This is a genomic window from Bradyrhizobium sp. USDA 326 (assembly GCF_049739485.1).
In the GTDB taxonomy this organism is placed as follows: Bacteria; Pseudomonadota; Alphaproteobacteria; order Rhizobiales; family Xanthobacteraceae; genus Bradyrhizobium.
In genome coordinates this window covers 7,484,032-7,495,379 of record NZ_JBMGQA010000001.1, presented here as the reverse complement: position 1 = coordinate 7,495,379, position 11,348 = coordinate 7,484,032, and the positions used below count along the sequence as shown (strand labels likewise).

Genomic DNA, 11,348 nt, shown 5'->3' with positions numbered 1-11,348 from the left:
GTTCGACAATGGGCCTTGCTCAATATGCCATCGTACCGGTGCAGGACGAATGGGGCGTGCTACATGACGGCGACGTCAAGAGCAGATACGCCACCAAGGAAGCCGCCTTCGAGTCCGCGGTGGCCGCGGCATCCCTGGCCCTTCGCGAGGGACATGAAGTCCATGTCAGCGTGCCTGGCCGCGAAGCCGGCGACAACGCGCTCGGTGTGTAGAGCGTCTGGCGGCAGAAAAGCGTGCGAGAGAAGGAGGCCGAGGTGACCAAGCCCCGTGAGCAGAACGACGTCGAGCCGTCCCAGTCCGAGGACGACATCCAGCGCGAGCAGCTCGGTCCGCGCGGCGTGCCCGGCGCGCCTGACCCGGCCAAAATGACACCGCAGCGCGCCAAGAAGACGCCGAAGCACATCGATCCCGGTCACACGGCGTGATGCGGGTTTGCTCTGCGGCTGGCGCCGCGGTGCCATTCGGAACCGACATTCCCGTGACATCAATCTGCAGGTAAGGAAGGTGAGCCGGCGCGATCTGCGCCTGGCGGCAGGCGACGTTTGGAATGCGGTTCTTGAAATCTGACGGCAGGCTGATCGGCGTCCTGCTGGTGCTCGCGATCACGCAATTGGTCGGATGGGGCACGATAGGCCTTCCCGCCATCGTCGGACGCGATCTCGCGGCCGATCTCGGCATGAGCCTGCCGGCGGTGTTCGCCGGGACATCCGTTCTCTACGTCTCGATGGGGCTGTGCGGCCCGTTGCTCGCCAAATCGTTTGCGCGGCATGGTGCGCGGACGGTCATGATGGTCGGCACGATCGTCACTGCGCCGGGCTTCGTGCTGCTCTCGCTCGCGCGCGAGCCGATGCTCTATTTTGCAGCGTGGATCGTGCTCGGCATGGCCGGCAGCGCCACGCTGTCGACGGGCGCCTATATCATGCTGAACGAGGTCGCGGGGCGGCGGGCCAAGAGCGCGATCGGCGCGCTCATGCTGGTGACGGGCTTGTCCAGCAGCATCTTCTGGTCGACCACCTCGTTCCTGAGCGGTCACCTCGGCTGGCGGGGGACATGCCTCATCTACGCGGCGATGTTGCTCGTCGTCAGTCTCCCGCTCTATGCGTTTTTCGCGCCGCGCCGGTCCGTCGCGGAGGACGAGGGCGCCGAGCCGACAAGGCGGTCGCGGCCGCCTGCGATTCCAAGGAGCACGTTCGGCCTCGTCGTAGCCGCGATCACGCTGAACGCCTTCGTCAATTTCGGCATCAGCGCCGTCCTGATCGAGCTGTTGCGGGCGGAGGGGCTGGCGCCGGCTCAGGCGCTGGCGTTCGGTTCGATGCTGGGCGTGATCCAGGTCAGCGCCCGCGGGCTGGATTTCCTCGGCGGCGGCCGATGGGACGGGATCACCACCGGGCTTGTGGCGGGCACCGCATTGCCGATCTCCATGCTGCTCCTGATGATGGGCGAGGGCGCCACCTGGGCGGTCGCGGTCTTCATCCTGCTCTATGGCGCCGGCAGCGGCGCGATGGCGGTGGCGCGTGCAACCATCCCGCTCGTGTTCTACGACAAGGCCGAGTTCGCCAAGGCCATGTCGATGATCGCGCTGCCGCTCAATCTGGCCTCCGCCATCTCGCCGCCGCTCCTCGTCGGCCTGCTGGCCGCGTTCGGCAGCCGCGGTGCGCTCGGTCTCACCTTCGTCTTTTCCTGCGCCACGGTGCTGATCCTGGTCCTGCTCGGCCGCCGCCGACCGCGGGTGGTCGCGGCGGCCGCAACCTGAGACGTCGAGGCGATATTCGCGGCGCGGAAAGTTGCGAGCGGGAATTGGCGCCGCTGCCCCGCAGGAGATGGCCGTATGCCGTCAGTGCAGTGCTCATGGCACGAAAATAGTGTATCCGCAGGGAGCGCGGCCTTCGATCTCGCCGCCGCGCCAAATCAGCTCTAAGATTCAGTTCCCCGGAGGAAACCGACATGTCGGCCTTGCCGCTCTCAGGCATCAAGATCCTTGACCTCACCCGCGTGCTGGCCGGGCCCCTGTCGGCCCAGATGCTGGGCGATCTCGGCGCGGAGGTGATCAAGATCGAGCGGCCGGGCACCGGCGACGACGCGCGCGCCTTCGGACCGCCCTACCTGAACGACCCTGAGGGCAAGGCCAACAACAACAACTCGTTCTACCTCTGCGCCAACCGCAACAAGAAGTCCGTCACCGTCAACATCGCCAAGCCGGAAGGGCAGGCGATCGTCCGGGAGCTCGCCAAGGACGCCGACGTCTTCATGGAGAACTACAAGGTCGGGGATCTCAAGCGCTACGGCCTCGACTACGAGACCATCAAGGCGATCAATCCCGGCATCATCTATTGCTCGGTGACGGGCTTCGGCCAGACCGGGCCCTATGCGCCGCGTGCCGGCTATGATGCCATCCTGCAGGCGATGGGCGGATTGATGAGCGTCACCGGCCATATCGACGGCGAGCCGGGCGAGGGCCCGATGAAGGTCGGCCCGTCGATCGTCGACTACATGACCGGCATGAACGCGTCGATCGGGATTCTCTCGGCGCTCTACCATCGCGACGCCAATGGCGGACAGGGACAGCACATCGACGTGTGCCTGTTCGACACCGTCATCGCATCCCTGTCGCACTGGCTGCAGATCTATCTCGTCAACGGCAAGACGCCGCCGCGCCGCGGCACCTGGGGCAATGGCGGCATGCCGGCCGGGGTGTTCCGCTGCGCCGACGGCGAGTTGATGCTGGTGGTCGGCAATGACGGCCAGTTTCAGCGCACCTGCGCCGTGCTGGGCGAGCCCGAGCTCGCGAACGATCCGCGCTTCGTCAAGAACAACGACCGCGTCGTGCACGGCAAGGAGATCATGGCGATCTTCGCCGGCCTGTTCCTGAAACAGCCGGTGGCCTACTGGCTGGAGAAGCTCGAGGAGGCGGGTGTGCCGTCAGGTCCGATCAACAATTTCGAGCAGGTGTTTTCCGACCCGCACGTCCAGTCGCGCGGCATGCGGGTAAAGGTCGATCACCCCTTCAAGCCGGATCTTTCGCTGGTTCGCAACGCGTTGACCCTCTCGGAGACGCCGATCGAGACCTACCGCGCTCCGCCGCTGCTAGGGGAGCACACCGAGGAAGTGCTCAGTGGCAAGCTCGGCTATGATGCTGGCAAGATCCAGCAGCTGAAGCAGCAGGGGATCATCTAGCCGGAGGGAACGTGAGCCTCGGCGCGACCGTGCGACGGCCGAGGACGCACGCGCGCTACCGGGGCTTGCCTGAAGCTTGCCCGCATCCCCAGATAATCCCGCTCCGTAGTCGCACAGGCTTCCGTTTTGCGTCCGACTCTGATTCGATCTCTCCACTTGAGTTCGGGAGGGAAGCGAATGTCCTACACGATCGGGTTCCAGGCCAAGGACCAGAAGGCCATTCTGGCGACCGAGGCGGCCACCGCCAATCAGGCCATCGCGATCATTGCCGCGTTGCGGCAGAGCGCCGACGAAATAAAGTTCATCCGATCGCCGCAGGAAGGCGAGATGGGTATCGAGATGCTGCTGCTGCTCGCCAAGGAAGAGGCCGAGGAGATGCCGCAGCGGGTCTAAGCCCGCCGGCGGCAGCCGCGCAAATTCAGGTGTCTTTTCCCGCGCGGGAGTGCCTCGCCCCTGCTTTGATCGGGCTCATCGATCAGCGTGCATCGCGTGCCAGTGCTCGCACCGGCGCCTTGCTCTCCGTCCGCCCCGCGGTCAGCGCCATCGTCGCGACGCTGACCACGCGCGCGACCACGTCCTCGACGTCGTCGAGATCGCATTTGCCTTCCGACAGCTTGGTCAGCCGCTCGCTCTCGCGGATGGTGTGGTGCGCCATCGCGAGCGCGAAGTTGAGGCCCCAGTAGATATCGACGTCGCTGCGCTCGGGCAGGGCGCGGCGCATTGCGCCGGCGAATTTCCGCAAATGGTCGATCTCGCGGTTCTTGATGCGGCGGATCGGCGGCACGGATTCGATCGAGGCGCGGATCATGAAGCGCGCTGCGGTGGAGCGCTGGTTCTGCGGGCCAAGGCAGCCGCGCAAGGTCGGGCCGACCAGGGCGCGCAAGATCACCTCGATCGGCGCGCGGCCGCCGCCTTGCTCTTCCGCCGCCTTTAATTCGCGCAGGCGCTCGCGGTTGGTGGCAATCGAGCGTGTGACGAACAGTTCCGCGATCAGCTCGTCCTTCGAGCCGAAATGATAGTTCACCGCCGCCAGGTTGACATTGGCCTCCGCGACGATGTCGCGCAGCGTCACGTCGCCGAAGCCGCGATCGGCATAGAGCCGTTCGGCGGCGGCGAGAATGGCAGACCTCGTATGATCGCTGGCCATGGTTCTTGTCCCGTCATTCCGGGGCGACGCGTCAGCGTTGAACCCGGAATCTCGCGCCACATTTCGAGATTCCGGGTTCAGCCCTGCGGGCTGCCCCGGAATGACGTCGTGAGCGAGGGAGTTGCAATTCAAACAGTTGTATGAAACTATCGTTTGAAGGCCGGGAAAAGTCAATCCGCAATCAAGACTCATTCGCAAGTGCGATGGGTTCCTGTGCACCTCGCAAGTTTGCGCATTCGCGCTTGCGGGCCGCGCGCGGCGGGAGGACAGTCCGGCGCAAAAGGACCAGCGAGAGAGAAACGAGGAGCGTCCCATGGATTTTGATCTGTCGACCAAGCAGAAGGAATGGCTCGACCGCGTGCGGTCCTTCATGGCCAAGCACGTGCGCCCGGCGGTGCCGATCTACGACCAGCAGGACAAGAGCGGCGACCGCTGGAAGGTCATCCCGGTGCTGGAAGACCTCAAGAAGAAGGCGAAGGCCGAAGGCCTCTGGAACATGTTCATGCCGCCGAACGAGCATGAAGATGATGAATTCCGTGGTGCGGGATTGACCAATCTCGAATACGCGCTCCTGTCCGAAGAGATGGGGCGCATCACCTGGGCCTCGGAGGTGTTCAACTGCTCGGCGCCTGATACCGGCAACATGGAAGTGTTCATGCGCTACGGCACCAAGGAGCAGAAGCGCAAATGGCTGCGTCCGCTGATGGACGGCGAGATCCGCTCGGCCTTCCTGATGACGGAACCTGCGGTCGCCTCGTCCGACGCCACCAACATCGAGACCCGCATCGAGCGCGACGGCGATCACTACGTCATCAACGGCCGCAAATGGTGGTCGTCCGGCGTCGGCGATCCCCGCTGCAAGATCGCGATCCTGATGGGCAAGACCGACTTCAAGGCGGCCAAGCACCAGCAGCAGTCGCAGATCCTGGTTCCGCTCGACACCCCCGGTATCAAGGTCGAGAAGATGCTGCCGGTGTTCGGCTTCGACGACGCCCCGCACGGCCACGCCCAGGTGCTGCTCGAGAACGTGCGCGTGCCGAAGGAGAATATCCTGCTCGGCGAAGGCCGCGGCTTCGAGATCGCGCAGGGCCGCCTCGGTCCGGGCCGCATCCATCACTGCATGCGCACCATCGGCAAGGCCGAGGAGGCGCTGGAGAAGATGGTGAAGCGGCTCACCTCGCGCACCGCCTTCGGCAAGAAGATCGTCGAGCACTCCGTGTGGGAGCAGCGCATCGGCGAAGCCCGCACCAACATCGAGATGACGCGTCTGCTCTGCCTCAAGGCGGCCGACATGATGGACAAGGTCGGTAACAAGACCGCGCAGGCCGAGATCGCCATGATCAAGGTCGCAGCACCCAACATGGCGCTGAAGATCATCGACGAGGCAATCCAGGCGTTCGGCGGCGGCGGTGTGTCGGACGAGGCCGGCCTTGCCAAGGACTACGCCCACATCCGCACGCTCCGTCTCGCCGACGGTCCGGACGAAGTCCACAATCGCGCCATTGCCAGGCTCGAAGTTCGGAAGTATGCCAACTCTCCCAATCACTAAGCGGGGGAGCCCTGCGGCGCTCCCGACTTGAAGAACGACGGGACATGATCCAATTGCGGTAACCGCTTGACGCAAGTGCCTCAGCGGTTACCGATTAGGATCATGTTCGGAGCGAAGAGGGAGCGTCACCGTGGCTGACGGCGTCAGGAAAGACGAGGAGTTCTCGGGCACCAAGCCGGTCGAGGAGCGTCATCGCTTCGACGAACTGCGGCTGGAGGCCTGGATGCGCGAGAACGTCGAAGGCTTCGAGGGACCGCTGGTCGTGCTCCAGTTCAAGGGCGGCCAGTCCAACCCGACTTATCGGCTCAACACGCCGAACCGTTCCTACGTGATGCGCAGGAAGCCCTTCGGCAAATTGCTGCCGTCGGCGCATGCGGTCGACCGCGAGTACCGCGTCATCGCCGCGCTTGGAAAGCCAGGGCTTTCCGGTCGCGCGCGCCTATGCGCTGTGCCAGGACGATGGCGTGATCGGCGCCGCCTTCTACATCATGTCGATGGAGGAGGGCCGGGTGTTCTGGGATCCGACGCTGCCGAGTCAGGAGCCGGAAGCGCGGCGCAAGATCTTCACCAGCAAGATCGAGACGCTGGCGAAGCTCCACATGTTCGATCCCAACGCCATCGGCCTCGGCGACTTCGGCAAGCCCGGCAATTACTTTGCGCGCCAGATCGACCGCTGGACCAAGCAGTATCGGGCCTCCGAGACCCAGCACATTCCGGAGTTCGAGAAGGTCGCCGAATGGCTGCCGCGGACGGTGCCGGAGCAGGCGCGCGTCTCGATCGTCCATGGTGACTACCGCCTCGACAACATGATTTTCCACGCAACGGAACCGCGCGTGCAGGCCGTGCTGGACTGGGAGTTGTCGACGCTCGGCGATCCCATGGCCGACTTCACCTATCTCTTGATGCAATGGATCATGCCGGGCCTGGAGGGCGCCGACCTCAAGGCGCTCAACATCCCCAGCCTTGAAGAGGCCGCGCAGATCTATTGCAACGTCACCAAGATGACGGTGCCTGATCTCAATTGGTACTTCGCCTACAACCTGTTCCGTCTCGCCGGCATCACCCAGGGCATCGCCGGCCGCGTCCGCGACGGCACCGCCGCCAACGCCAAGGCGCTCGAATCCGCCAAGCGCACCGTGCCCCTGTCGAAGGCGTCGTGGGAATACGCGCAGAAGGCGGGCGCGGTGTAGGAATGACAAGGGCGCGGCCGATCTGGCCGCGCCTTTTCTCATTGGCGTGCACAACTCTCGTGTCCCGCACGCGGTGCAGCACCATAAGCGCGTTCACGCGCGTCTTCGACGCGCTATGGTGCTGCTCCGCAGAGCCGGGACCCAGTCACGTCACCGATATTGCCTACGCGTTCTTACAATGCGCGATCAGCCTCTCCACGAACCCCGCGCATTTCTCCAGCTCCGCCATCTCCACGAACTCATCCGGCGTATGCGCCTGCGCGATCGAGCCCGGGCCGATCACCACCGACGGGATGTCGGTCATGCTGGAGAACAGGCTGGCCTCGGTGCCGAACGCGACCTTGGCATGGTCGTTGCGCCCCGCCAGGCTTTTGGCGAGCGTCACGATCGCGGCATCTGCAGGCGTGTCGAGGGCGGGGTAGTCGAGGATCTCCTCGAAATCGATGCCGCATTCAGGATGCCCCGCCTTCATCGCCGGCTCGATCTCGGCCTTGGCCCAGGCGACGATCGCATCCGTCACCTCTCTGGATTCGGTGATACCGATGCCGCGGCATTCGAAATCCATCGTGCAGGTGTCGGGGACGATGTTCAGCGCGGCGCCGCCATGCACGATGCTGGTCAGCAGCGTCGAGTGCGGGACGTCGTAGAGGCTGTCCGTTGATCGCGCGGCCGCGAGCGCCACGGCGCGGCGGCGGATCTCGACGATCAACTCGGCCGCATATTCGATCGCGTTGACACCCTCAGGCGCGATCGAGGAGTGACGGGCGAGACCATGGAACGTCGCGCGCACGCCATGCTTGCCCTTGTGGCCGATGATCACCTGCATCTGCGTGGGCTCGCCGATGAAGGCGCCGAGCGGCTTGACCTTCTTCTTCGCGACCTCGCGCAGCATCGGCCGCACGCCGACGCAGCCGATCTCCTCGTCATAGGAGATCGCCAGATGAATGGGCGTCTTGAGTCTCGCCTCCACCATCTCAGGGACCATGGCGAGGCACACTGCCACATAGCCCTTCATGTCGGTGGTGCCGCGGCCGTAGAGCTTGCCGTCGCGCTCCACCAGCTTGAACGGATCATGGCTCCAGTCCTGGCCCACGACAGGCACCACATCGGTATGGCCCGACAGCACGAAGCCCGGCCGGTCCTCCGCCCCGATCGTGACCCAGAGCGAAGCCTTCTCGCCGGTCTCATCGACGATGCGCTCGCCCTTGATGCCGAACGCGGCGAGATAGCTTTCGATATGGGCAATCAGGGGGAGATTGGTGCGGTCGCTGACGGTGTCGAAGGCGACGAGGTCGGCGAGGAGTTTTCGGATGCGATCGGGTCTCGAGCTTGGCATTGTCACGTTTTTGTCGGAGGAAGATGGAGGCTGAGGTGCCTGCACGAACCATACCAACGCGGTGGCCGGTCGGGCAAATCAACATCGGGGCTACGAGACCTTGTACTGGTAGTTGGGCAAAACACCTAAGCGTCGGTCAATCCGTGCCGCCAAAAACATTCCGCTTTACCGAATTTCGGAAAAGGCGTATGTAGCGCCCACTCCGGCCCAAGGAAGAGGGGCGTATCGCGATCGTCACGAACGCGGGCCGGACGGCGGTGGACGCAGGTTACATCGGCGCGAGAGGCATCGCAGGGCGGGCAACCGTGAGCGAGACCCAGCGCGCACACGACCGGTGTGATCGGCGTACGGCAAAATCGTGTGGTCCTGGCGCCCGGGGTCTGTGCGCCAAGTGTTGCGGTGATGTGGCGGCCCGACCGGGTTCGCGCATCAGTCATCCGCAAGGCGACGGGGGCAATAGTGCATCGCTCCCCGGGGAGAGCGCGACATAAGCCGTCAAACCACTGCGCAGGGAAGGCCGGGATGTCCTGGCTACACCTGTATGCCGCTGTGCAGCTTCTCACCACGCAGATTCCGCACAGTGGACCTCGGGTGCCAGCGGGCTCCCGGTCTTCCCTGCGCCCTCTTTCATTTCAGAGGGTGAGACATCAAGGCAAAGCTCGGGCGAAATGCGCCGCGAGGATGCGAAGGTGTGTCTGCGATGAGGATGCGAATTGAACGCAAGGTGCGTACCGGATACTCCCTCATTGCGAGGAGCTCTTGCGACGTAGCAATCCAGACGGTCTCCGCAGCGGCAGTCTGGATTGCTTCGCTGCGCTCGCAATGACGGCGGCGGCAGTTGCGCGCCAAATTCCGCTCTCGTGCCCCGGACGCAGCGCAGCGCCTCCCCGGCGACGCGAAGCATCGTCCGGTTCGGCGGGGCGCTGCAGAGCCGGGGCGCCCATGTCACAGCGAACCGTGCGGTGCCCTGGGTCCCTGTGTCTGGGAAGTCTGGCATGATGATGGTGGGCGGGAAGCCGTTGGGTCCTTGGCGCTTGACGCCGTGAGCCGGCTCGGTCTCCCGCCCGTTCCATCTATCAACCTGAACAGTTGCACGAGGCTGCGTCAACAGACCTCGCATCACAGGGACAGGCACCGTGATCATATCCTCTCGTTGCGTCGGGATCGACATCTCCAAACATCACCTTGATATTTTCGATGAGGCCATCGGCGTAGCGGAACGCATCGCCAACGCGCCACAGGCCATCACACAGCTGGTGGCGCGTTGGCGATGTGATGCGCTGATCGTCTTCGAGGCTACGGGGGTCTATGACCTCGAGCTTCGGGAGGCCCTGCATCGGGCCGGCATCCGCTTTGCCCGGATCAATCCGGCCCGTGCCCGCGACTTTGCCCGCGCCAGCGGCCAGCTCGCCAAGACCGATCCGATCGATGCGCGGATGCTGGCGGCCTTTGCCCGCGCCATGAAGCCCGCCACCGAGCAGGCCGCGACGCCTGCTCGCAACACTTTGGCAAGGCTTGCAAAACGGCGGGACCAACTGGTTGCCATGAGGGCCCAGGAAAAGAACCGCCGCAGCGAAGCCGAGGACCGCGCCATGGTGGAACGCATCGCTCGCCTCATCGAGGTCCTCAATGATGAGATCGCCGAAATCGACACTGAGATTCATGCGCTCGTCAAAGCCGAACCGGAGCTTGCCAATGATGCACAGTTGATGCGCTCGGTGCCCGGCGTGGGACCCGTCGCTTGCATGCAACTCCTCACCCAGATGCCCGAACTTGGGCGTCTCGGGCCAAAGGAGGTGGCCGCTCTTGCCGGCCTGGCTCCCTTCAATGTCGATAGCGGGGCTTATCGTGGCAAGCGCAAGATCGGCGGCGGACGAAAGCGCGTCCGCGACGCCCTCTACATGGCTGCTCTCAACGCCGTTCGTCGCGCCGATCACTTCAAAATCTTCTATGACCGGCTCCGTCTGGCCGGCAAACCAGCAAAGCTCGCCCTCATTGCTGTCGCAAGCAAGCTGCTGACCATCCTCAACGCAATGCTGCGCGACCGAAAACCCTATAAAATCGCACCATCAACATAACAGTTGCCGGCTCTGCGCCGCAACGCTTGCGCGCTGTGTCGCGTCCGGGACACGAGACCATTGTTAAACCGGCTTGCCCGTATACGGCATCGACGCCGTCAAGCCGCCGTCGACCGGGAACGCCTGGCCGTTCACATAAGACGCCTCGTCGCTGGCCAGGAACAGCCCCATCGCGGCAAGCTCATGCGGCTGGCCGGGCCGCTTGAGCGGATTGAGCTGGCCGATCTTGTCCTGCGTGCCGCGCTCCTTGGCGCGGTCGAAGATCGGCTTGGTCATGCCCGTTTCGATCAGGCCGGGGCAGACTGCGTTGATGCGCACGCCGGTGCCGGTGAGCGAATAGGCCGTGGTCTGCACCAGGCTGATCACGCCGGCCTTGCTGGCGGCATAGGGATGGCCGCTGGCGCCCGCTTTCAGGCCCGCAACCGACGCGGTCAGCACGATCGCGCCGGACTGCTGTTTCACCATATGCGGCATCGCGTATTTCACCGCGAGGAACGGCCCGATCAGGTTGACGCGCAAGATCTCCTGCCAGTGCTCCACCGTCTGCTCGGCGATCGGAATGAGCCCGCCGGATATGCCGGCATTGGCCCAGATCACGTCGAGCCGGCCGTGCGTCTTCACGGCCCTGTCGATGACGGCGATGACGTCCTTCTCGGAGCCGGCATCGGCGATCATGGCTTCGGCGATGCCGCCGGCCTTCTTCACCTCCTCGACGGTCTCCTTCACGGCCTCGGTGCGGTCGACCGCGATCAGCCTGGCGCCTTCCCGAGTGAACAGCAGCGCAGCGGCGCGCCCGATGCCGCTGCCGGCGCCGGTGATGATGACGGATTTGCCTTGCAGGCGGCCCATGCGTAGCTCCCTTTTGCTCGCGCGC

Annotated in this window: 12 protein-coding genes; 9 read left to right on the top strand and 3 right to left on the bottom strand. The window is 64.5% G+C overall.

Features of this window, described 5'->3' with window-relative positions; all coding sequences use genetic code 11:
* The first annotated feature begins 8 nt into the window (after positions 1–8).
* The 5 genes from ABIG06_RS35600 to ABIG06_RS35580 all read left to right on the top strand — a co-directional run bounded on the left by ABIG06_RS35600 (position 9) and on the right by ABIG06_RS35580 (position 3,567).
* On the top strand, positions 9–212 hold the full coding sequence (locus ABIG06_RS35600) for a hypothetical protein (protein ID WP_061030115.1): 204 nt from the start codon (positions 9–11) through the stop codon (positions 210–212).
* A 42-nt stretch (positions 213–254) separates the two neighbouring features.
* Positions 255–425, top strand: a complete 171-nt coding sequence (locus tag ABIG06_RS35595; RefSeq protein WP_370140344.1) for a hypothetical protein — start codon at positions 255–257, stop codon at positions 423–425.
* Positions 426–547: 122 nt separating this feature from the next.
* Positions 548–1,753: an MFS transporter gene (locus ABIG06_RS35590; protein WP_370140343.1), complete on the top strand. Its 1,206-nt coding sequence runs from the start codon at positions 548–550 to the stop codon at positions 1,751–1,753.
* Positions 1,754–1,944: 191 nt separating this feature from the next.
* Positions 1,945–3,174 (top strand): CaiB/BaiF CoA transferase family protein, encoded by a 1,230-nt coding sequence (locus tag ABIG06_RS35585; protein ID WP_370140342.1) that lies wholly within the window; start codon positions 1,945–1,947, stop codon positions 3,172–3,174.
* 177 nt (positions 3,175–3,351) lie between these two features.
* Complete coding sequence (locus ABIG06_RS35580) at positions 3,352–3,567, top strand: hypothetical protein (protein WP_124157641.1); 216 nt, start codon at positions 3,352–3,354, stop codon at positions 3,565–3,567.
* A gap of 82 nt (positions 3,568–3,649) precedes the next feature.
* Here the strand turns inward: ABIG06_RS35580 and ABIG06_RS35575 are convergent, their stop codons facing one another.
* Positions 3,650–4,321, bottom strand: a complete 672-nt coding sequence (locus tag ABIG06_RS35575) for a TetR/AcrR family transcriptional regulator (protein ID WP_124157642.1) — start codon at positions 4,319–4,321, stop codon at positions 3,650–3,652.
* A gap of 313 nt (positions 4,322–4,634) precedes the next feature.
* Here ABIG06_RS35575 and ABIG06_RS35570 point away from each other — a divergent pair, with 313 nt between their 5' ends.
* From ABIG06_RS35570 to ABIG06_RS35560, 3 genes are all read left to right on the top strand, one after another.
* Positions 4,635–5,870 (top strand): acyl-CoA dehydrogenase family protein, encoded by a 1,236-nt coding sequence (locus ABIG06_RS35570; protein ID WP_370140341.1) that lies wholly within the window; start codon positions 4,635–4,637, stop codon positions 5,868–5,870.
* Between the two features lie 223 nt (positions 5,871–6,093).
* On the top strand, positions 6,094–6,660 hold the full coding sequence (locus tag ABIG06_RS35565; RefSeq protein WP_424578592.1) for a phosphotransferase: 567 nt from the start codon (positions 6,094–6,096) through the stop codon (positions 6,658–6,660).
* Entirely contained in the window at positions 6,581–7,060 is a 480-nt protein-coding gene (locus ABIG06_RS35560) for a phosphotransferase family protein (RefSeq protein ID WP_424578591.1), read from the top strand. The genes ABIG06_RS35565 and ABIG06_RS35560 overlap by 80 nt, the downstream gene beginning before the upstream one ends.
* Positions 7,061–7,223: 163 nt before the next feature.
* On the opposite strand, the gene argE is transcribed toward ABIG06_RS35560, so the two are convergent.
* A complete protein-coding gene (gene argE, locus ABIG06_RS35555; RefSeq protein WP_370140339.1) occupies positions 7,224–8,396 on the bottom strand; it encodes an acetylornithine deacetylase in 1,173 nt (390 codons plus the stop codon).
* A gap of 1,136 nt (positions 8,397–9,532) precedes the next feature.
* On the opposite strand from argE, the gene ABIG06_RS35550 reads away from it, so the two are divergent.
* Positions 9,533–10,474, top strand: a complete 942-nt coding sequence (locus ABIG06_RS35550) for an IS110 family transposase (protein ID WP_424578550.1) — start codon at positions 9,533–9,535, stop codon at positions 10,472–10,474.
* 63 nt (positions 10,475–10,537) lie between these two features.
* Here ABIG06_RS35550 and ABIG06_RS35545 read toward each other — a convergent pair whose 3' ends face one another.
* Positions 10,538–11,323 (bottom strand): SDR family NAD(P)-dependent oxidoreductase, encoded by a 786-nt coding sequence (locus ABIG06_RS35545; protein ID WP_370140338.1) that lies wholly within the window; start codon positions 11,321–11,323, stop codon positions 10,538–10,540.
* Between the last annotated feature and the right edge of the window lie 25 nt (positions 11,324–11,348).